This window comes from Acidovorax sp. GW458-11-26-14-TSB4, from assembly GCF_059423865.1.
On record NZ_JBWKYR010000004.1, the window covers coordinates 383,138 to 404,572 of the forward strand.

Sequence of the window (21,435 nt, forward strand, 5' to 3'; positions counted from 1 at the left end):
CCACCCACCAGGAGCGCTTTTTCATGCAGCAACGCCAACTGGGCACCCACGGCCCCCTTGCCTCCGCCATCGGCCTGGGCTGCATGGGTATGAGCGAGTTCTATGGCGCGAGCGACGACGAGAGCTCGCTGCGCACGCTGGCGCGGGCGCTGGAGATCGGCGTCACGCACTTCGACACGGCCGATACGTACGGGCTGGGCCACAACGAGTCCCTGTTGGGCCGCTTCATCGCCAGTGCCGGGCCTGCCGCGCGCGTCCGCATGCAGATTGCCACCAAGTTCGGCATCGTGCGCCAGGCCGGGCAGTACGAGCGGCGCATCGACAACTCGCCGGCCTACATCCGCGCGGCCTGCGAGGCCTCATTGAAGCGCCTGGGTGTGGAGCGCATCGACCTGTACTACTGCCACCGCCGCAACCCTGACGTGCCCATCGAGGACGTGGTGGGCGCCATGGCCGACCTGGTGGCCGCCGGCAAGGTGGGTGCCCTGGGCCTGTCGGAAGTGTCCGCCGGCACCCTGCGCCGCGCCCATGCGGTGCACCCCATCGCGGCGCTGCAGAGCGAGTATTCGCTGTGGAGCCGTGGGCCGGAGGACGGCATGCTGGCGCTGTGCGCCGAGCTGGGCACGGCCTTCGTGGCCTACAGCCCGCTGGGGCGCGCCTTTCTCACCGGCACGGTGGATGTGAAGGCGCTGGCGGACAACGATTTCCGCAAGAACAACCCGCGCTTCGTGGGCGATGCCGAAGCGGCCAACCAGCGGCTGGTGCGGGCGCTGGAGGCGTTTGCACGGGCGCGCTGCCTGGCCAGTTCGCAGGTGGCGCTGGCGTGGCTGCTGGCCAAGCAGCCCCATGTGCTGCCGATACCGGGCACGCGGCGCATCGCGTACCTGGAGAGCAATGCCCTTGCGGCCCAGGTGACGCTCAGCCCCGCCGAGGTGGCCGAGCTCGATGCCCTGTTCGCCCCCGGCCACGTGTCCGGCGCGCGCTACCCGGATGCCGGCTTTGTCGGCATCGAAGGGTGATGCCGTGCGTGGCCACGCCGCGCTGTTGCTGGCCCTGGCGATGGTGACCGGCGGCGCGCAGGCCAAGCCGCTGCGGCCCTGGATCGACCCGGTGGTGAGCGCGGGGTTCGAGCGCATCGTTGCGCGCTGCCGGTTCATCTACACACAGCCCTTGCGGCCGCTGCAGCGGGTGGTGCTGCGGGAGGGTGACGACAAGCCCGCCACCTACGCGCTGGCGGGCATGGCGGACGACCTGGTGAAGACCTCGCACCCGGTGCGGCCCTTTCTGGGGCGGGTGATGCTGCGCTACGCCCTGGTGCCCCAGGAGCCGCCGGCGGACGCGCAGGCGCAGGCCGAGGAGGCCAAGTTCGGCACCCGCATCGTCGAGACACTGGAGTTTGCCTGGCAGGAGCGGCGCTGGGTGTTCCGCGGGGTGTCGGCGGCGATGTTCACCGGCCAGCACGACCGGCTGGATCTGCCGCTGGTGGACAGGACGCCCGCCGAGGACAGGGCCGAGCATGCGGCGGCGCTGCGGGCCTGCCTGGGCGGGCTCTGAGGTCTAGGGTTTGGTGGCCACAGCGGCCGCCCCGTCGTAGTTCGCCTCGCGGTCCATGGCCGGCATGGCCACTCCGGTGTCGGCCGCGGTGCCGGTGGCGGGCTCGTCTTCTTCCTTCGGGGGCCGGGCTGCCAGCGTGTTCTTGCGCCAGCCGCCGTAGCGGTAGTAGAGCCCCGCGAGCAGCACCGAGGTGATGGAGCCCAGCGGAAAGCTCCACCAGATCGCCTCGGCACCCCAGGCATCCTGCAGCGCGCCGGCAAAGGGCACGCGCACCAGCAGCATCGAGATGAAGAGGATGATGAGCGGCGGCAGCACCGCGCCCGTGGCGCGCACCACGCCAAAGAGCACGATGGTCACGCCGAACAGCACGAACGACCAGGCGGCCACGTTGTTGATGTGCACCGCTACGGCCACGGCGCCGCTGTCGCCTGGGAGGAACAGGCCCAGTGCATACCGGTCGGCCGCGTAGAGCGCCAGCACCAGCGCGCCGGTGAGCGCCAGGTTGAACAGCACGCCCGCGCGCGCGATCTGCTCCACCCGGTCCCAGCGGCCCGCGCCCACGTTCTGCGCGGCCATGGACGATACGGCCGCACCCGTGGCCAGGGCCGGCATCTGCACATAGGTCCACAGCTGCGCGGCCACGCCATAGGCCGCAGCCACCTGCACGCCATAGCCGTTGACCAGCCCCATCATGACCAGCGCGGCCGACGAAATCACGATCATCTGCAGCCCCATGGGCACGCCCTTGGCCACGATGGTGCGCAACAGCTTGGGCCGCGGCCGAAAGTGCGCCAGCTCATGCCGCCCCGGCAGCAGCGGGTGGCCGCGCCGCGCCAGCAGCACCAGCAGGCCGGTGAAGCTGATGCCCTGCGCCAGCAGCGTGGCCAGGGCCGAGCCCGCGATGCCCAGGGGCGGCAGCGGCCCCGCGCCGCGGATCAGGAGCGGGTTGAGCGCCACGTCGATGGCCACCGACAACGCCATGAACCAGAACGGCGTGCGCGAGTCGCCCGAGCCGCGCAGCACGGCCATGGCGAAGGCGAACGAGTTCATGATGGGCACGGCCACGAAGATCACCCGCAGGTAGGCGATGGCCGAGGGCAGGGCCGCCTCGGGTGTCTTGAGCAAACCCAGGATCTGCGGTGTGAACGCCCAGCCCGCTGCCGCAATCAGCGCAGATACGGCCAGGAAGAAGGTGGCCCCCGTGCCCACCACGCACTTGGCGCGTTCGACATCGCGTGCGCCATAGGCCTGCCCGATGAGGATGGTGGCCGCCATGGACACGCCGAACACCGCGCCCAGCAGCAGAAACAGCACCAGGTTGGCGTTGGAGGTGGCGGTGAGCGCCTCTTCGCCCAGCAGGTTGCCGATCCAGATCGCGTTGACCGAGCCGTTGAGCGACTGCAGCACGTTGGAGCCCAGCACCGGCAGGGCGAAGGCGATGAGCGTGCGGGCGATGGGGCCCTGGGTCAGGTCGCGCTGGGGCGGGCGGCGGGGTGGTGGTGCGTTCATGGCTGGGTGTGGTGTGCAGGCAGTCTACGTGCTGGCGTGCCCATACGGGTAGGACGCCACCGCCAGGGAGCCGTGTTGCCAGAGCGCAGAACGCGCGCGTGCGGGCGGGCGGGCCTGAGTTTTCGGCGCTGTATGGGACTGGTGTGTCCCCACAGTTGCAAGGGTATGTAATTGATTGGTTCATTGTGTGTCGGCGCGCGCGCCCCAGGCCATGGTGCAGATGGGCCCCGTGGGCGTGTTCAGCGGCAGCTTCTGCGCGTCCGATGTCTGGGCCATGCGTGGGCGAAATGACCGGCGGGAGCGGCCCGCACGGGGCTGCAGCGGTGCCCTGCGAGAACCACCGCCGCCCCTGGATGCCGGATCAGCCACCCGTGTGCCGGCTGCGCGCGGCCGGTAAGGCCTGTGGGCACCCCACCCTGAACGGGGGATGGACAGGCCCTATCGCTCCGTGCATGCTCGGGCAACCAGCTGTGTCGCCCTGTGACCGCATGCAACGGCTTGCCCTGCATGGTATGGGCTGCGGTCGCCTTCGTGCCGCGCCACTGCCTGGAGCCTGGTCGTTCTTTTGTTTTTTCCTTGTCCGTTCGATCTATCTACTTTCTTTGAAAGGCTTGCCCCCCATGACTTTCCTGGCAGTGTTGACCCACCGGTTGCCGTCCATGCAGTTCGCACCACCCCGCAAGGTGGCTGCCCAACTGGCGGTTGCCTGCGCCATGCTTGCGGGGGCTGTCAGCGCCCATGCGGCCACGGTCGTGAAGTTCGCCACCGGCGCATCCAATTCGGCCGCCATCCTGAGCGATGGCACGCTGTGGACCTGGGGCAACAACAAGAATGGACAGCTGGGCAACGGCACCTCCGTCAGCGCGCAAAAGCCGGTGCAGGTGGGCACGGGCTTCACCCAGGTCATGGTGGGCAGCCGCTACATGGTGGCACTCAAGGCCGACGGGGGCCTGTGGATGTGGGGCCATGCCGTGTTGAAGGACCGTGAGTTCTACGAGACTGCGCCGGTGCAGATCGCCAGCGGCTTTGCCAAGCTGCTGAGCGCCGACACCGCCGCCAAGGCCGATGGCAGCGTCTGGTTCTGGGGCGATGCCAAGGGCATCTACAGCGCGCCCCCGGGCGGCACCGGGCCGCTGGACGCCTTGCCCGCTGGCTACCAGCAGATGGCCACCGGCCCCTACAACGCCCTGTTCGTGCTCGATGGCGGCGCACTGCGCTATGTGTCCAACAACAACCTGCTGAACATCTGGCGCACCGCCTTTGGCAGCACCGGCCCGGCGGGCAGCGACTTCACGCAGGTGGCGTTGAACGTGAGCACCGCCGCGGGCGTGAAGAAGGATGGAACGCTCTGGCAGTGGAAGGGCGAAGAGCAGCCTGCCTCGCTGGGCGCCGGCTACAGCCAGGTGGCCAAGGGGAGCGCGCACACGCTGGCGCTCAAGACCGATGGCTCCGTCTGGGCATGGGGCTCCAACGCCAACGGCCAGCTGGGCACCGAGGCCACGGCCGATGCAGACAGCCCGCAGCTCGTGGGCAACGGCTACACGCAGATCGCGGCCGCCAGCCAGCACACCCTGGCCCTGAAGTCCGACGGCACCCTGGTGGCCTGGGGCAGCAACAGCGCTGGGCAACTGGGTACCGGCGTTGCCGGCACGTCGTCGCAAAAGGCGGCGGCCGTGGTGTTCGATGCCACCTACTCCCCGCAGCCAGGCACCGTGACCGCCACCGGGCCCATCGGGCGCCAGACCGTGACCGCCAAGGTGCAGATCGCCAGCGAGCATCTGGACAACGGCGTCAAGGGCAATGCCTTCGTCGTGGCCATCACCGCGGACGGCGGGATCTACGCTTACAACGGGGGCGCGTTCGTGTCCGCCAACGCGTTCAGCATGCCTGCCGCCTGGACCGGCAGCCTGCAGAACACGAGCACGGCCTTGTTCACCGACCAGGACCTGACGGCCGTGGCCGGCACGGCGTTCTTCGTCGGCTACGGCCTGGGCCCGACGACCTCGGAAAGCCTGGCGGAGATGCTGGCGAGCAAGCGCTACCAACTGGGGTATGTGGTCCGCTGACAGCGGGTGGCGTGGGCTGACCACCATGGGCACGAGCAAGGCCCGCGCAAGCGGGCCTTGCTTCGTCTGCATGGAATCCGCACGGGTCTGGCAGGAGGACTGCCGGTGGGGCGCACGAACTGGCCGCGTGTTGACCATCCCCGGTGCAGGCGTCCTGCCTGGCCCCGTACACGGTTGACAACTTGTCCGGTCGCATGGCCTGGCCGCAGCCCAGAATGCCCCGAAACCGATGCCCAGGCGCTGTGGTGGATCGCACCAGGCCAGGCGCTATGACTGCGGCACATGAAGTGGATGGGGCAATGCGATGGCTGGTGATTGGAACCCCTGCCGAATGTCAGCGAGGACATGGAGCGGGAACTGGCCAGGGCCATTTCGCTGGACGATGGGGTGCTGTCTCAAAAGCTCCTCGGGCAAGGCATCTCGGCTTTCCCTATCTTTCGCGGAGATGAGAACGAAAGCGGCGATCTGGGCACTCTTCACAAGCCCATTGCGCAAGTGATCGCCATCAAGAATGCGTTGCGCATCGCCAGCACGTTCTGCACGCCACTTATGCATGCGCTGCACGGTTCTCGGTACCTGAGAGGATGCAGCCAAGCTCTCCAACCGCAGGCAACTTGACCCAATCCGATGAACGAAGCCGAAGTCAATGCAGGACTCTCGCCCACGCCGCAATACCGCTACGCGGATCGCGTCGGCAATCAGCTGTTCGTGGCTGGCCAGGTCCCTCTCGACTCCCATGGCCACCTGGTAGGCCAAGAGAACCCGGGCGCACAAGCCTTGCAGTGTTTGCGCAACTTGGAACGGCTCCTTGCAGTGCACGAATTTCAAGTCCAGGACATTCGACAATTGCTTGTGTATGTGATCGGAGATCAAGCAAGTCTCTCCGCGGCATGGTCAGCGGTCGCAGCTTGGTTTGGTGGCCAGGTTCCCCCAGCTACCCTGCTTGGTGTTGCCGGACTGGGCCACGTGGGACAACTCGTAGAGATTGACGCCACGGTGATCAAGGCTTGAGCGCATCGCATCACAAGCTCTTCAGGGTTTCGTCGAAGCTGGTCGCACGGCTGCGGGGATGGGTTAACAGGCCATAGGCCTTGCTCCAGCTCCCACAGCGTGTTGAGGTCGCCGGGGCGCTCTCCGGCCCGGGCGCCGCCGGTCGATGCGGCCACTGTCTTCTCGAGCCCCGAGCCATCGAGTGCCTGCACAATGAGGGCGAGCGCCTGCCGCTCCATGGCGTCGGTGTCCTGCGCGATGTCCGCGTGCGGGTTGAGCGACGACCACGCGCTCGCTGCGCGCGAGGAGGGCCGAGGCTACCGCAGAACCGACGTGGCCGGTGCCGCCCATGACGATGTACACAGGGTGATCCTTTCGTTGCTGTTTTTTCTTCAACGGCGGGGGCGGCGGGACCTGGCCTTCTTCAACGCGAGCTCGGCCCAGGCGGGCGCATGGTCGCTGGCACCCTCGCGGCCGCGCTCTTCGCGGTCCACGCCGGCGTCCTGCACCGTGAAGGCCTGGCCAGCCAGGATGTGGTCGATGCGCAGGCCGGCATTGCGCTCCCAGCGCTTGCGCCGGTAGTCCCAGAAGGTGAAGGGCAGGGGCGCCGTTTGCTTCGCTTTGCGGTGCGCCTGGGCGAGGGCATCGGTCCAGCCCTGGGCCAGGATGGCGGCGAAGGCGGCGCGCACCTCTGGCTGCAGCAGGGCGTCGTCGCCCCAGGTGTTGGGTTGGTAGATGTCGGCGTCGGTGGGCACCACGTTCCAGTCGCCCAGCAGCACCACGGGGTGGCCTGTGTCCCACAGCTGCTGGGTGCGCAGCCGCAGGCGCTCCAGCCACTGCAGTTTGTAGTCGAACTTGGGGCCGGGCTGCGGGTTGCCGTTGGGCAGGTAGAGGCCGGCGAAGAGCACGCCATCGATGGCGGCCTCCAGGTAGCGCGCCTGGGTGTCGGCCGGTTCGCCGGGCAGTGCGGTCAGGCCAGGCAGGGGCTCGTGCCCGCGGCACAGCAGTGCCACGCCGTTCCAGGTGCGCTGCCCGACAGCGATGGATGCATAGCCGGCGGCCTGCAGCGCTGCCATGGGGAAGTCGGCCGTGGTGCATTTGAGTTCCTGCAGCGCCACCACGTCGGGCTGGGTGCGCGCGAGCCAGTCCACCAGCAGGCCGATGCGCTTGTTGACATTGTTGATGTTCCAGGTGGCGACGCGCATGCGCTGCGCTCCGGTCAGGCCGCCTTGCGCTGGGGGGGCGTCTTCTTCGTGGCGGCGGTCTTTCTGGCGACGGCTTTCCTGGCCGGCGCCTTGGCGCTGGCAGGCTTCTTCTTGGCGGGGGCCTTGGAGCCGGACTTGGCGCCGGCCTTGAGGCTGCGCTGCAGCAAGGCGGTGAGGTCGATGATGTCGGCGCTGGGCGAGGGGGCTTCCTCCTCGGGCTCGACCACGGTTTGGCCCTCGCCGGCCTTGGCTTTTTTCTCGACCAGCTTCATCACCTGGCGCCGGAATTCGTCCTTGAAGTCCTCGGGCTTCCACGGCCCCGACATTTCCTTGATCAGCTGCGTGGCCATCTTCAGTTCGGCGGCGCTCACGTTCTTTCTGCCTGCGGGCGGCAGTTTCAGGGTGTCCAGGGCCTTGACCTCGTCGCCCCAGCGCAGCAGGTTGAGCACCAGCGCCGCGCCCGAGGGCACGAGGGCGGCCAGGTGCTGCTTGGTGGCTATGACTACGCGGGCCAGGCCGATGGTGCCGGTGGCGAGCAGTGCCTCGCGCAGCAGGGCGTAGACCTTGTCGCTCTTGTTCACTGGCGCGACGAAGTAGGGCCGCTCCAGGAAGGTGAAGGGCATCTCGTTGGCGTCGATGAAACGCTCGATGGCGATGGTCTGCGTGGTCTTGGGGAACACGGCCTCGATCTCTTCGGGGCTGATGATGACGTACTTGCCGTCCTCGTACTCCACGCCCTTGACGATGTGGTCTTTGGCGATCTCCTTGCCCGTGCGCTTGTTCACGCGCTTGTAGCCCACCGGGTCCATGGTGCGCTTGTCCAGCCAGTCGAAGTCCACGCCGTCGGCCGTGGCGGCCGTGTGCAGGCCCACGGGGATGTGCACCAGGCCAAAGGTGATGGCGCCCTTCCAGAGGGTGCGGCTGCTTCCAGTCGTTGCCATGGGGATCTTTCCGTACTGCAGAGCTTGCGGTGGCCAAAGTCTGCCGCACACCGGGCCCTACGGGCTGTAGGCCGGTGCTTACGCGAACAGTAGGCCGGGCACCAGTGACAGGGCGCCGCCCGGACCTATGCTGGGCGCATGGCCACGCAGCTTCGCCCCATCGCCGTGCATGTCACCGAGCCCGAGCCGGGGGCCTTCCAGTGGGTGCTGGCCGAACTTGCCGACAACCGCACCTGGAGCCCGTTGCAGGCCGCCGAAGCCCACCATGCCACGTACAGGGAGGCCATGGCCGATGGCCTGCTGGCCCTGCAGGTGCTGGCCGCCGACCTGGACCAGGGGCCGCGCATGCCTGCGGCGCACCGGCGCGCCACAGCGGCACCGGCCCGCGGCGATGTGCCCGCCGGGAACGATGCCGCGGGCAAGGCCCGGCGCTCGGCTTTCGGTTTTGGCCTGGCGAACTGAGGGCGGGGCTGCGCGGCCAAGGTCTGCCGATGTCCGCTGAGAATGGCGGCACCCGGAGTTTTCTGCATGCCCGACACAACGACCCCCTTCGACACCTACCTGCGGCGCTGGAACGCAGCGCCAGATGGTGAACCCTTTGCAACCCATAGCGGCGAGCTGATGCCGGTGCGCCTTGACGGCCATACAAACGGTCGCCCCGCGATGCTCAAGATTGCCAGAAGCATGGAAGAGCGGATCGGCGGCCAGGTGATGCGTTGGTGGGCGGGCGATGGCGCGGCGCATGTGTATGCCTGCGATGAGGACGCGGGCGTGCTGCTGATGGAGCGGGCCACCGGCACGCAACATCTGCTGACCATGGCGCTGGAAGGCGAGGACGACGCCGCCACGCGCATTGTCTGCCGCGCCATTGGCCAATTGCACGCGAAGCGGCCTTCGCCGCCGCCTGGGGATCTGCTGCCCCTGGCCCGGTTCTTTGCATCGCTGGCACCCATGGCGCAGCGCGAGGGCGGCCTGATGGCCGAATGTGCCGTGGTGGCCGATGGCTTGCTGCGTTCGCAACGTGAGCCGGTCGTGCTGCATGGTGATGCGCACCACAGCAACATCCTCGATTTCGGCGAACGCGGCTGGCTGGCCATCGACCCCAAGGGCGTGACCGGCGAGCGTTGCTACGACTACGTCAACGTGCTGTGCAACCCCGACTTGCAGACCTGCACCGACCCCCTGCGTTTCGCGCGGCAACTGGACATCGTTGTCGACGCCGCAGGGCTGGAGCGCCGCCGCCTGCTCCAGTGGGTGATGGCCCATGCCGCGCTGTCAGCCGCCTGGTTTCTGGAGGACGGAGAGCGCGGCGAGGCCGACAACGAACTGGCTGTGGCCTACCTTGCCCGGCAGGCACTGGGTTGAACGCCCGCGCATTGCCGGGCCAGGTGCGAAGGGCCTTCGCGACCCCGAAATTGGTGCCAACAGGCCCTGGTGTGAACAGGCCCTAATCAGCGGTTTGAAGAACCGGCTTGTGGCAGGCGGAGCCTGTTGCGCTGCAGGCCGCGCCATCGGCATGGCCCAACGTCACGGGCACGCCGGCGGCAGACATGATGGCCGTGGCGGCCTTGGTGCTGGCCCTGGTTTCGGTGGCGGTGGCGGCGACGGCGACGGCGGCGGCGGCGGCGAGAGTCTTTGCCACCTGTTGCTGCGGCGGGGCGTCGGGGCCATCACCACTGACCGTGTCGACGGGATCGGCAGCGCTGCGGGTGTTCCAGGTGATCGCGGCATAGCCGGCGGCGTACTTGGGCATGTCGACGTCGATGGCACCCTGGTAGGTCATGAGCGGGGCACCGCTCAGCTGGCGCACATAGAGCCACTGGCCCTGGTCGGTGCTGCCGCGGTTGGCGTCGAGCTGGCCGCCCATGAAGCGCAGGCTGCCGCTGCCATCGTGCACGACGAGCTGCTCGGCACCGTCCTTGACCAGGCGCGAGAACAGGGCGTCGACGCGCTCACCCGTCCTGGCGGCCTGGTATTCGGCTTCGCTCAGCGGGTCCACGCGCACAGGCTCCTTGCCATACCGCAGCACAAAGGCCGATTGGGTGTGCAGGGGGGCATACCCCGAGAGCAGCAGCGAGCGCGTGCCTGCGGGGATGAAAATCTTGAACTCCTTGTGCGGCTGCAGTTGGTCCCCCGTGAACTCGGGCAGGGGCAGGGAGCCGCCGCCCGGGAAGGCGCAGCCGCCCGTGCCGAAACCGATGGAGCAGCCCGCCACGCCGGTAGGCGCGTACTGCTCCTTGAAACCCACTTTGGTGTCAAAGGTGTACTGGAAGGTGCCGGCTGCGGGAGGCAGTGCGATGGGGTGCGGAAGCTGGTGAACCGACAGGAAGTTGGCAGCCTGCGCCAAGGTGCTGAACGCCGCCAGGGAAACAAGAAACAAGGACCTCATTGATGAACCACTCCACTCCAAAATAATTCTCGGCAAATGTTGGCCGCCCTTTTGCCGCCCTTTTGCCGCTCCTTCGCCACTTCTCGGGGCCCCGCCATGGGCACGAACGGCCCCGTGGCAGGGGCGCATATTCTCCCAGCAAAAGCAGCGCCGGGGCCTGCGAGCGGCGCAGCGTACATGAGCTTGGCCAGGCAAGGGGTTATCCCGAGGGCCTGATTCCACTCGGTTCGCAGGGTCACCGGCGCGCTGCCAGGCGTTTGTCCTTCGACCGGCCCAGCACGAGCAGGGCCGCATGTGGGCCGGGGCGACGGGTTTCTCCTGCCATTCGACCCTTGTGCGGGGGGGCACCCCGTTCCATGTGATGATGGCGCCTGCATTAGAACGGACACGACACTCCCATGGCATCCCCTTCCGACAACAGCATCAGCATGGCCCTGTTCTGCGACTTTGAAAACGTCGCCCTGGGCGTGCGCGATGCGCAGTATGAAAAATTCGACATCAAGCCGGTGCTGGAGCGCCTGCTGCTCAAGGGCTCCATCGTGGTCAAGAAGGCCTATTGCGACTGGGAGCGCTACAAGGGCTTCAAGGCCGCGATGCACGAGGCGAATTTCGAGCTGATCGAGATTCCGCACGTGCGCCAGTCGGGCAAGAACTCGGCCGACATCCGCCTGGTGGTGGACGCGCTGGACCTGTGCTACACCAAGTCGCACGTGGACACCTTCGTCATCATCAGCGGCGACTCGGACTTTTCGCCCCTGGTCTCCAAGCTGCGCGAGAACGCCAAGCAGGTGATCGGCGTGGGCGTGAAGCAGTCCACCTCGGACCTGCTCATCGCCAACTGCGACGAGTTCATCTTCTACGACGACCTGGTGCGCGAGAAGCAGCGCACGCTGGCCCGCCGCCAGGGCCAGGGCTCCGGTGCCGCAGCAGCGCCCGCGGCACCGCGCCGCACGCCCGAGGAGGAGCGCCAGCGCAAGGAAAAGCAGGACGCGCGCCGCACCCAGGGGGTGGAGCTGGCGGTGGAGACCTTCGAGGACCTGATCTCCGAGCGCGGCGACAGCGGCAAGATCTGGGCCTCGGTGCTCAAGGAGGCGATCAAGCGCCGCCGGCCCGATTTCAGCGAGAGCTACTACGGTTTTCGCACCTTCGGCAACCTGCTCGAAGAGGCGCAGGCGCGTGGGCTGATGGAGTTTGGGCGCGACGAGAAGTCGGGCGCCTATGTGTTCCGCAGCCTGGGCGGTGGTGGTGTCGGCCCAGTGGGCGATGCCGCGGCACCTGCCGCATCTGCCGAACGGCAGGGCAGCCAACGCCATGATTTCCATGCCGTGGCGGCGCTGCCCGACGCGCCGGCCGAGGGCGGTGGTGGTGGCCGGGGTGGCCGCGGCCGTGGGCGCCGGGGTGACGGGCATGCGCGGGCCAGGCTGCCGCAGCACGGCGAGGTCCGCCAGGACATGCTGCATACCGAGGACCATGCTGCCGAGCCGGGCATCGAAGAGCACGACGACGATGCGCACCCGGACGAACCCGTGGTGAGCCGGTATTTCAGCCAGCCGGCGCCCGCCGCGATGCCGGTGCACGTCGAGGCGCAGCTTGATGTGGCGGAGAACAGCGCCGATACGGATGCTGCCCCCGCCAAGGTGGAGCCTGCCCAGGCCGATGCAGAACAACAGGCCCCTGCACCGCGCAGCCGCCGTGGTGCCGCACCGCGCAAGAGCACGGCCGGCCGCGGCAAGGCCGCTGCAGCGGCAGCAGCGCAGCTCGACGTACCGGCCGACGGGCCCGCGGCGGCTGCAGAGCCCGAGGCGGCCGCGGCACCTGCCGCCAAGGCGGCAGCGCCCCGCGCACGCAAGCCACGCACTGCGGCGGCAGGGAAGGACGCCAAGGCCGGCAAGTAGGCATTGGCCCCTGGCAGGGCGCAAAGGAGCCCTGTGCCATTGCATGGGACTCGCGTGTTGGCTGGTGTATCTATCGTAGGCAAAGGCCAGTAGCTGCTGTATTTCGCTCATTGGCGCCCGTCGGCCCGGCAGGCGCTGGGCCATCATGGCGCCGTGGCATTTGCCACAGGGCCATTGCGAAATACTACAGGAGAAGATCGCATGCATTCAACGAAAGGAACAACACCGCTGCCCACGCAGCTGATGGCCGTGGCTGCCCTGGCGGCCCTGTCCGCCTGTGGTGGCGGCGGCGACGACCGCGCCACCTACACGCTGGGCGGCAGCGCGAGCGGCGTGCCCAGCGGGCGCCCCCTGGTGCTGGCCAACAATGGCGGTGACGAGCTGTCCGTGGCGGCCGACGGTGCCTTCACCTTCGCCCGGCCGCTGGCCGATGGCAGCGTCTATGCGGTGGCCGTGAAGGCGGCGCCCGCCGGCTCTGGCTGCGTGGTGCGCAATGCGGCCGGCACGGTGGCCGCCGCAGCGGCGGACACCGTGGCGGTGCGCTGCGCGCCGCTGGCGACGCTGTCCGACGGCCCCTGGGAGCAGGACCAATGCCAGCCCGCAGCGGGTGGCAGCGGTGGGCGGGAGCTGTGGAATGTGGCGAGCGATTCCAGCGGTTCGCGCCCGGTCGGCCGGGGCACCGTGACCTACCGCAACGGGCAATGCACGGGCGTGGGTGTCGCCGCCTCGGGCGCGCTGAGCAGTACCTTCTGGTTCCAGCAGGAGCGCACGGAGGCCAACGCGGAGCTGTCGGCTTTCTGGGGCAAGCGCCAGACCTTTCCGGGCGGGCTGCTGAACCCTGCCGTCTTCACCCCCGTGGTGCTGGTGCGCAAGGCCAATCACCTGTGCCTGCTGGAGGACACCTCTACGCCGCCGGCCTTCCCGAACCTCGCTGGCCTGGCGGCGCATGTGAACGCGGCCATCGCCGCGGGAAGGTGTTACACGCCCCGGTAGCCTGCACAGGCGGCCTCGTGTGCGGATGCGCAGTGCCGTCGGCGTGGCTGGCGTTGTGCAGGCGCAGCAGTCTGCCTGAAGCCGTTTCCTCCACCCGGAACGGCTGTGGCTTGCGTCTGGCCTGCAGCGATTTCGGCAGATTTTCTCTTCAACGGATCCCACTCCGGACGCTAGCGCCGGTAGCCCGACAAGGCCACCACCTGCTCGAGCAGGCCGCGTGCCGAAGCCTCGCCCTCCAGGCTGTCGGTAAGGGCGATGGTGCCACCGTTCTTGAGTTGGGCCAGCAGCCGGTACCAGGCGATCTCGCGGCCCCTGTGCTCGGTGGTTTGCTCGTGCTGCAGCACGAGGCGCTTGACCATGCCGGGCGGCACCTGGTGGCTGTGCAGCGGCAGGCCGAGAAAACGGCGCCGCACGCGGATACCGCGCTCGTCCAGCTCGGCCTGCAGGCTGGTGGTGATGCAAAAGACGCTGCTGGCGGCAAAGGCCACCCCCGCCATGCCGAACACTGCGGCGAAGATGCCGGCGACCGAGTCGCCGCGTTCCATGAACCACCCCACCCCGATGGCGACGGCGAGAAAGGCGCTGCCACCGGCCAGCGCGCCGATGTGCCGCCCCAGGTCTCGCCCGTAGGGCAGGTGCAGGCGCACGCCGCCGGGCACCTGGTGCAGCCAGATGTTGCCGTACCGTCGGGGCAGGCCGGGCGCGTGCTCCCCGGTCTTGCCGCCCGCCTTGCCCTCGGCCATGTGGCCAGGGCCGTGGCTGGGCGCACGGTGCAGCCGCAGCGCAAAGAACAGCAGCCCCAGGCCGCTGCTGCCGAAGACCAACGCCAATCCGGCATGGACGGCGAGCAGTTCCCAACGCAGTCCGCGGTCGATGGTGGCATCGAGCGGGTTGGCGGGGTTGACCCAGATGCGCACAGGCTCGCCGCGCTGCAGGTGCTCCATCAGCGTGCGTGCCATCGTGGCCTGGTAGCTGCCGATGTTGTCGCTGCCGCGCGAGATGCCCACGCGTTGGCTGGTGTATTCCTCACCCCCTACGGTATAGCGGTAGGTGGCCGTGGCTTCTGTGGTGGCACCGCCCCGGCTGCCGGGGCGCACCGCCAGCCGGGCCGCCACAAGAGTGGCCTGCGCCGGCTGCCAGCGCGACATGCGGGCCCAGTCGCTGAGCGCGGGCCAGACCCCGGTGATCAGCAGCCAGAAGGCGATGGCGATGAAGGGCAGCCCGAACAGGCCGAACCACCAGGCTGCGGCGCGGCGTTGGAGTGGGGAAATGTTGTCGATAGCGGGCATGCGGGCGGCGCGGCAAGTACAGAAAAAGCCATCGCGGGGGCGAGGGGGGCTGATTCTGCGGGTGATCGCTGCACCGGGCAACTGCATGGCCGGGTGTGTGTTGGGTTCCTGCTGCAAGCGGTATGGCGGCCAACGGAAAGGCGGTGGCGCGTGTCGCATGGCGGGCCGCGCCCGGGGGGAGCTGGGGCTGGGGCGGGGCGGCTGCTCATTTCATGCGCCAAGCCAAAAAAAGAGCGGGTGGACAGCGCGCGTTGGTGCGCGCCGTCCACCCGCCATATTTGCAGGAGCGGATTCAGTCGAAGCTCATGACGTTGCGAATGGAGCGGCCCCCGAGGTCGTTGTAGGTGATGCCCAGTTCGCCTGTGGTGGGTATTGCCAGGTTCTGGGGAGGCACGAGAATGCTGGCGCTGAACGAGGTCGCGTTGGCGGCGGGGTAGGTCGTGCGGTCCAGGCGCACGTTCGGGAACGCCGCAGACGCGCTGACCCGGCCCTGCTCGAAGATGTAGCCGCTCTCCAGGCGCAGCGGTGTGCTGGCCTTGGCCGGCTTGACCACAGTCACCTGGATCGCGGCTGCCGTCTTGTTGCGCAAGGCGGTGGCGATGTCCACGGGGGTGAGCGACATCGTCGCATTGGGGTAGTTGGCCGTGGTGCCGGCAGCCAACGCAGCAGCGCTTACAGGCAGGGCGCCAAGGCGGGCCTGGTAGGTGGCGATGGGAGTCTTGCCGGCCTGGCCATTCACGGTTTTCCAGCCATCGTCGGCGTACATCTGGAGCGTGTAGGTGCCGCCCGCCGCAAAGCCCAGCGCAGCGAAGGCCCGGTCCAGCGCCGCCGCATCGGTTTTCTGCACACGCACCGAGTTGATCTCGGCACCATTTTGCGTGCAGTCGGCAACGGCGGCGTCGGCCAGGCCGGCAGAGCCGGCGGTCCAGCAAATGCGAAAGGCATCTTCTGGCACGGGATCGAGCGAGTTGCCGGGCTTGCCCGCGAACTCGGGCGCCGTGGCCAGCAGGCGGGGCGACACCAGCTTGCAGGCGCCAGATTGGCACGCCGGCAAGGGCCTTCGCGACCCCGAAAACAGTGTCACAGGCCCTAGCCCATGCAGCCCGCTCACGGCTCCACGGGGCAGGCGCCGTATGCGCAGGCGGGTGCCCTTGCCGCCGGGACATGCCTGGGAGCGGCGCGCACCGGGCCTTGCCTGGGCTCGGCACCCGGCTCCGCCACCAGTTGCGCCACCAGCGCCCCGGCCCGCAGGTCGTCGATGCGGCCGAAATGGTTGAGCCGCAGCCGCCCCGCCCGGTCAATCAGCAACAGGCTGGGCGTACCGCGCAGCCCATAGGCCTGCATGGTGCGCGGGATGGGGTTGCCGCCCGCACCCGGCATGTCGATGCCGATGGGAAAGGCCAGCCGGTACTCGTGCACGAAGGCCGCAAGCGCCTGCGGCGTCATCACCGCATGGTGCTCGAACACCGAATGCAGCCCCAGTACGGCCACGTCACGTTCGTCGAACAGGGCATGGATGGCCGCCGCCTGCGGCAGGCCATGGGCCACGCAGCCGGGGCAGAGCATCTGGAAGGCGTGGACCACCACCACCTTGCCACGCAGGCCTTGCAGCGTGATCGGCGCAGCGGCATTGAGCCACTGGGCGATTTCCAGTTCGGGTGCGTGGTAGTCCATGGCCCGGCCTCTCAGCGCTTGAGCGCGACGGACGGGAAGTCCACCGGCACTGCGAATGCCACGTTCACATAGTTGGTGAACAGGTTCAGCGCCACGTGCGCCAGGATCTCGACCACCTGGCCATCGCTGAAGCCGGCGCCGCGCAAGGCCTGCACATCGGCCTCGGACACCTGGCCGCGCGCCTCCACGAGCTTCAGCGCAAAGGCCAGGGCAGCCGCGGTGCGCGGGTCGTCGGACTGGCCGGTCTGCGCGGCGCCCATCTCGGCGGCGCTGGCGCCGGCCTTGCGGCCCAGGGCCGTGTGCGCGGCCAGGCAGTAGTGGCAGTCGTTGCGGTTGGCGACCGCCACGGCGATCTTCTCGCCGAGTTGCGCGTCGATGCTGCCGCCGCCCAGGGCGCCGAAAAATCCCCACATGGCGTTGAGCGCGGCGGGCGATTGGGCCACCGTGCGGAACATGTTGGGCGTGGCGCCAAAGGCGCCATGGATGGCGTCGAGCGTGCCGGCGACGCTGGCGGGGGCGGATGCGCGGTCGATCAGGGGGATGCGGTTCATGGTGATGGTTCCTTGGTTGAGGTGGGTATGGTTACGGGACGGGGGAAATCAGCGGTTCACCTTTCCGGGCAGGGACAGGTCGCCCGAGGCGACCTTCATCACATCCGGCACGCACAGCAGTGGCGCATGCACGCTGGCGTTCACGCGCAGCGCGGCGGCCACGCCGTCGAACGAGGCGGCCTGCACGGCGCCGATGTCGTCGAAGGGCACCTTCACCTCCAGCGTCTGGCCGCTGAAGTTCGGGTGCCAGCCGGGGCTGTCGATCAGGATGGGCAGGCCGGGCCAGGTCTTGGGCAATTTCGGCTTGGCGCCCTCGGGGATGTCCACCACCTTGAGCTTGCCCTTGCCGCAGGCATCGTCGGGCTGCAGCACCACCCAGTGCGAGTGCCAGACATCGCCGTCGTTGGCGGGGTTGCCGTCGCCGTTTTCGTCGAACAGCGGCGTGTCGTCGAAGTCCGGGTGCGAGGTGACGGCAAAGGCCAGGATGCCGGCCTTGGGCTCGAAGCCCACGGTGGACGGGTCCAGCGTGGTCGGCCAGACATACGAAAACACCGTGCTGCCGGCCAGCTTGCCCGATTTGGCGGGCTTGGTGGCGCCGGCCTTGCCCGACACGGCCACATGGAAGATGGCGGTATTGCCATCGGTGCTGATGCGGGTGTGGAAGATGTCGAAGGCCGGCTTGACCTTGGGCGCCGGTGCGGTGCGGATGCCGCCGGTGTGGGCGTCCTTGGCGCTGGCCTTGTGGTGCGCGTCGTGGGCGCTGGCGCTGCAGGCCAGAGCGGCCAGGGCCAGCGCCGTGGCGCTGCGGGAGAGAAGAAGGGTGCGTCGTCGCATGGCTGACTTTCCTTGTGTGGTGTCGATGGGTGCTTGTCGCGGCGTCTGCGTTGGCTGGTTGCTGCAGACACCGTGGAATGAAGTTTCCTCTGCGGTGCAGTAAAATATGGCGCGTTGAATCCATGAAACATGCCATTTCGTCCTGATTGCTCTGCCAGGCCATGAGTGCACCCCTGCCGCAACCCGTCGACCGCCTGTCCTCACTGCTCGAGCGCTTTCGCCTGCGTGCGCACCTGTTCCATGCCGGGCCGCTGTGCGGGGTGACGCACTTCGCGGCGCAGCCGGGGCGGGGCTTTCTGCACGTGCTGCGCAGTGGCGAGATGGAGGTGACGCACCGCGCGCGCGGCGTCAGGCGCCGGCTGCAGGTGAGCGAGCCCACGCTGCTGTTCTACCCGCGCCCGCTGGCGCACGACTTCCACAACGCGCCGGTGGACGGAGCCGACTTCGTCTGCGCCACGCTCGATTTCGACGGCGGCGACAGCCACCCGCTGGTGCGCGCGCTGCCGCCCATGCTGGCGCTGCCGCTGCGCGAGGTGCAGGGCCTGGAGCACACGCTGGCGCTGCTGTTTGCCGAGACCGAGCGGCTGCGCTGCGGCCAGCGCCTGCTGGCGGACCGGCTGTTCGAGGTGCTGGTGATACAGCTCTTGCGCTGGCTGCTGGACCACACGGGCGAGACCGAGCTGCCCGCCGGTCTGCTCACCGGCCTGGCCGAGCCGCGCCTGGCGCGCACCCTGGTGGCCCTGCACGAGCGGCCCGAGGCCGACTGGACGCTGGACACCATGGCCGCGCAGGCCGGCATGTCGCGCAGCGCGTTTGCCGCGGCCTTCCGCACCCATGTGGGCCAGCCGCCGGCGGACTACCTGGCCCAGTGGCGCATGGCGATTGCGCAGACCCTGCTGCGCCAGGGCACACCGGTCAAGGCCGCGGCCGACCAGCTGGGCTATGCCAGTGCGTCATCGTTCTCGCGCGCGTTCACGCAGGTGGTGGGGCAGGCGCCGCGTAGCTGGGTGCAGGGGCTGCAAGGATGAGCCGTGGCGCCGGTGCGCCACGGTTCCAGGCGGATCGAAAAAGCCTTCCGAAATATGTGGTATCCATTGATTGCTTGAGATAATTTTCGTTTCATCGCGTGGTGTGCTGCGAAATCAGGTGCTCCCTGCCCGGGGGCGAAATGGGCCGGTTTTGCGATGCTGATGCACTCACGAAATCTTTTTGCAATGCAAAACGTCTAGGCTCTTTGGACAGGCAACGAATATGAACAGAACTCACGACGCAGCGGACAAGGGTGTTGCCTTTGTTGATTCTTCCCTTGCCGGATATCACGACATCATTGCCTCCATGCCGGTGGGGATTGAAGTGGTGGTACTGGATGCCGCCCGCGATGGCCTCACGCAGATGGCCGAATGGGCGGCCGGGCATGCGGGCTACAGTTCCATCCATCTGATCAGCCATGGTGCGCCCGGCTCCTTTCAGATCGGGCAGACGACCACCGATGCCGCCAGCCTTCAGCGTCAGGACACGCAGGACAATCTGCGGAAAATCGGGGGAGCCCTTGCCGAGGATGGCGACTTCCTCATCTATGGATGCTCTGTGGGAGCAGACCAGCACGGTGCCGATTTCATCCACCGGCTCCAGGAGCTCACCGGGGCCGACATCGCTGCTTCGCAGAACCTTACCGGCAGCAAGGCCCTTGGTGGCGATTGGGTGTTGGAGCGGGCGGAGGCGGTGGAATCCCAGGTGCTGGCGTTCGAGGGCTATTCGTTCGCCCTGCCCAGCTACACCATGACTTCGTCGACAACGCTGACGCTGACCAATGGAGTGCAAGACCTCCTCTACATACCAAACGGCTTCTATGTCAGCGGCGGTAGCTATGCGAACGGGGCTTTCAGCATGCCCAATTCTCCCGTGATAACGGGGTTCAATGCCGGCGAAGACTTTATCGATCTGCGTGACGTGGCGGCTCTCAGCGGGGTCACTGTTGATTTCACTACCAACTTCGTCGATGAGCAGAACCTTGAAAACTTTGTAGGCTACGACAATCTCTACACCAGTTACAACCCAGCCGGGCAAGGCGGTTTCTACAATTCCGGCAATACCATCCAAAATGGCGCGGCTACCGGCATTGTGGTGGGGTATGGGTCCGGGTATTTCCCCGCGGTCTACATGTTTTTCTCGGGAACGGTCGGAACCCTTACCGCGGCCAATTTCCTGCTGCCAGGCCAGTCGCTGGGCCCCTCGGCACCGCCCGCGCCTGCCGTGACCTCCGGCAGCGACAGCGGCACCGTGGGCGACGGCATTACCAACGACAACACGCCTACCGTGACCGGCACCGCCGCGGCCAACAACACCGTCAAGCTCTACGATACCGATGGCACGACGCTGCTGGGCACCACCACGGCAGACAGCTCGGGCAACTGGAGCATCACCAGCAGCGCACTGTCCGACGGCACGCACAATCTGAAGGTTTCCCAGACGGACTCAGGCAATGCCGTCTCGCCCTTGAGCGCGGCGCTGGTGCTGAAGATCGACACGGTGGCCGCCGCGCCCACGTCATTGGGAATGTCGGCCGGCAGCGATAGCGGCACCCTTGGCGACGGCATCACCAATGTCGGCACGCCGCTGATCACCGGCCAGGCCGAAGCCCTTGCCACGGTCCGTCTCTACGACAGCGATGGCAACACGTTGTTGGGCACGACCACGGCCAACGGCTCGGGCGCCTTCTCCATCACCAGCAGTTCGCTGGCAAGCGGCGCGCACACGCTGACAGTCAAACAGACCGACGTGGCCGGAAACGTGTCGGTGGCATCGTCCGGCTTCGCGTATGTGCTCGATACCATCGGCCCGGTCGGCATGGCCCTGAGCACCACCAGCGTCATGGCGGCTGCAGCCACCAACGGCAGCACGGTCGCCACGCTTTCGGCCACCGACATCACGGCCGTCACCTACGGCTTTGCCATTGGCAATGGTGTGATCGATGCGGACAACGGCAAGTTCACGATCTCGGGCACCGGCCTGGTGGCGGCCCAGAACCTGACTGCCGGCGATTACCGCATCTACCTGAAGGCATCCGATGCGGCTGGCAACGATGCCTTCCAGATATTCACGATCAACGTCACCGACGCGCCAAGCGTTGCCTCCATAGTGCGGGCGGCAGGGGCGCCGGCAACAGTGCAGGGGACGGCCACGTCGGTCGACTACACCGTAACGTTCACTGCTCCCGTGACTGGTGTGGATGCGGGTGACTTCGCATTGACAACCACAGGCTCTGCGGGGGGCTCCATTGCCAACCTCACGGGCTCCGGGGCCACCTATACCGTCAGCGTCAATGGCCTGTCGGGCGACGGCACCCTGCGCCTGGACCTCAAGGGCAGCGGCACGGGCATCCAGAACGCTTCGGCCGTCGGCATCGCCGGGGGTTACACCGTCGGCCAGCAGTTCACGCTGGACCACACCGCCCCCACCACCACGGGGAGCACGCTCGCCTTCTCTGCCGACACGGGCGCCAACACCAGCGACCTCAAGACCTCCGCCGCCAGCCAGACCCTGTC

Annotated in this window: 20 protein-coding genes; 11 read left to right on the plus strand and 9 right to left on the minus strand. The window is 67.9% G+C overall.

Translation table 11 applies throughout. The features are described 5' to 3' along the window. Positions 1-23 precede the first annotated feature (23 nt). A complete protein-coding gene (locus tag AC07X5_RS12420) occupies positions 24-1,019 on the plus strand; it encodes an aldo/keto reductase (RefSeq protein ID WP_494770408.1) in 996 nt (331 codons plus the stop codon). A gap of 4 nt (positions 1,020-1,023) precedes the next feature. Continuing rightward, entirely contained in the window at positions 1,024-1,554 is a 531-nt protein-coding gene (locus AC07X5_RS12425; protein ID WP_494770409.1) for a hypothetical protein, read from the plus strand. Between the two features lie 3 nt (positions 1,555-1,557). Here AC07X5_RS12425 and AC07X5_RS12430 read toward each other — a convergent pair whose 3' ends face one another. Continuing rightward, positions 1,558-3,063, minus strand: coding sequence for an MATE family efflux transporter (locus AC07X5_RS12430; RefSeq protein WP_494770410.1), 1,506 nt, complete (start codon positions 3,061-3,063; stop codon positions 1,558-1,560). 620 nt (positions 3,064-3,683) lie between these two features. Between AC07X5_RS12430 and AC07X5_RS12435 the strand changes: the two genes are divergently transcribed. The 3 genes from AC07X5_RS12435 to AC07X5_RS12445 all read left to right on the plus strand — a co-directional run bounded on the left by AC07X5_RS12435 (position 3,684) and on the right by AC07X5_RS12445 (position 6,140). Continuing rightward, complete coding sequence (locus AC07X5_RS12435; protein WP_494770411.1) at positions 3,684-5,129, plus strand: RCC1 domain-containing protein; 1,446 nt, start codon at positions 3,684-3,686, stop codon at positions 5,127-5,129. 315 nt (positions 5,130-5,444) lie between these two features. After that, positions 5,445-5,747 carry a hypothetical protein gene (locus tag AC07X5_RS12440; RefSeq protein ID WP_494770412.1) on the plus strand — a complete coding sequence of 101 codons (303 nt, stop codon included), beginning with the start codon at positions 5,445-5,447 and terminating at the stop codon, positions 5,745-5,747. A 9-nt stretch (positions 5,748-5,756) separates the two neighbouring features. Then, on the plus strand, positions 5,757-6,140 hold the full coding sequence (locus tag AC07X5_RS12445) for a RidA family protein (protein ID WP_494770413.1): 384 nt from the start codon (positions 5,757-5,759) through the stop codon (positions 6,138-6,140). 371 nt (positions 6,141-6,511) lie between these two features. Here the strand turns inward: AC07X5_RS12445 and AC07X5_RS12450 are convergent, their stop codons facing one another. Both AC07X5_RS12450 and ku read right to left on the minus strand, forming a co-directional pair. Beyond that, positions 6,512-7,324, minus strand: a complete 813-nt coding sequence (locus AC07X5_RS12450; protein ID WP_494770414.1) for an exodeoxyribonuclease III — start codon at positions 7,322-7,324, stop codon at positions 6,512-6,514. A 14-nt stretch (positions 7,325-7,338) separates the two neighbouring features. Next, positions 7,339-8,265 (minus strand): non-homologous end joining protein Ku, encoded by a 927-nt coding sequence (gene ku / locus AC07X5_RS12455; RefSeq protein WP_494770415.1) that lies wholly within the window; start codon positions 8,263-8,265, stop codon positions 7,339-7,341. 138 nt (positions 8,266-8,403) lie between these two features. Here ku and AC07X5_RS12460 point away from each other — a divergent pair, with 138 nt between their 5' ends. Together AC07X5_RS12460 and AC07X5_RS12465 are read left to right on the plus strand one after the other, a co-directional pair. Beyond that, the gene (locus AC07X5_RS12460) at positions 8,404-8,727 is read left to right on the plus strand and encodes a hypothetical protein (protein WP_494770416.1); all 324 of its coding nucleotides are present in this window, start codon (positions 8,404-8,406) and stop codon (positions 8,725-8,727) included. A 66-nt stretch (positions 8,728-8,793) separates the two neighbouring features. After that, entirely contained in the window at positions 8,794-9,630 is an 837-nt protein-coding gene (locus AC07X5_RS12465) for an aminoglycoside phosphotransferase family protein (protein WP_494770417.1), read from the plus strand. 82 nt (positions 9,631-9,712) lie between these two features. On the opposite strand, the gene AC07X5_RS12470 is transcribed toward AC07X5_RS12465, so the two are convergent. Further along, positions 9,713-10,654 carry a hypothetical protein gene (locus tag AC07X5_RS12470; protein WP_494770418.1) on the minus strand — a complete coding sequence of 314 codons (942 nt, stop codon included), beginning with the start codon at positions 10,652-10,654 and terminating at the stop codon, positions 9,713-9,715. Positions 10,655-11,052: 398 nt separating this feature from the next. Here AC07X5_RS12470 and AC07X5_RS12475 point away from each other — a divergent pair, with 398 nt between their 5' ends. Both AC07X5_RS12475 and AC07X5_RS12480 read left to right on the plus strand, forming a co-directional pair. Continuing rightward, positions 11,053-12,549: an NYN domain-containing protein gene (locus AC07X5_RS12475; protein WP_494770419.1), complete on the plus strand. Its 1,497-nt coding sequence runs from the start codon at positions 11,053-11,055 to the stop codon at positions 12,547-12,549. A gap of 201 nt (positions 12,550-12,750) precedes the next feature. Continuing rightward, entirely contained in the window at positions 12,751-13,542 is a 792-nt protein-coding gene (locus AC07X5_RS12480) for a hypothetical protein (RefSeq protein ID WP_494770420.1), read from the plus strand. 170 nt (positions 13,543-13,712) lie between these two features. Here AC07X5_RS12480 and AC07X5_RS12485 read toward each other — a convergent pair whose 3' ends face one another. The 5 genes from AC07X5_RS12485 to AC07X5_RS12505 form a co-directional block, all read right to left on the minus strand. Beyond that, positions 13,713-14,831 (minus strand): DUF3592 domain-containing protein, encoded by a 1,119-nt coding sequence (locus AC07X5_RS12485; RefSeq protein WP_494770421.1) that lies wholly within the window; start codon positions 14,829-14,831, stop codon positions 13,713-13,715. A gap of 292 nt (positions 14,832-15,123) precedes the next feature. After that, positions 15,124-15,852, minus strand: coding sequence for a hypothetical protein (locus AC07X5_RS12490; protein WP_494770422.1), 729 nt, complete (start codon positions 15,850-15,852; stop codon positions 15,124-15,126). Positions 15,853-15,938: 86 nt separating this feature from the next. Further along, complete coding sequence (locus tag AC07X5_RS12495; protein WP_494770423.1) at positions 15,939-16,505, minus strand: peroxiredoxin family protein; 567 nt, start codon at positions 16,503-16,505, stop codon at positions 15,939-15,941. Positions 16,506-16,516: 11 nt separating this feature from the next. Beyond that, entirely contained in the window at positions 16,517-17,056 is a 540-nt protein-coding gene (locus tag AC07X5_RS12500) for a carboxymuconolactone decarboxylase family protein (RefSeq protein WP_494770424.1), read from the minus strand. 48 nt (positions 17,057-17,104) lie between these two features. After that, complete coding sequence (locus AC07X5_RS12505; RefSeq protein WP_494770425.1) at positions 17,105-17,890, minus strand: hypothetical protein; 786 nt, start codon at positions 17,888-17,890, stop codon at positions 17,105-17,107. Positions 17,891-18,051: 161 nt separating this feature from the next. Between AC07X5_RS12505 and AC07X5_RS12510 the strand changes: the two genes are divergently transcribed. Both AC07X5_RS12510 and AC07X5_RS12515 read left to right on the plus strand, forming a co-directional pair. Beyond that, positions 18,052-18,918 (plus strand): AraC family transcriptional regulator, encoded by an 867-nt coding sequence (locus AC07X5_RS12510; RefSeq protein ID WP_494770426.1) that lies wholly within the window; start codon positions 18,052-18,054, stop codon positions 18,916-18,918. Between the two features lie 223 nt (positions 18,919-19,141). Continuing rightward, positions 19,142-21,435: DUF4347 domain-containing protein (locus AC07X5_RS12515; protein WP_494770427.1), on the plus strand; the 2,294-nt coding region annotated here is incomplete at its 3' end.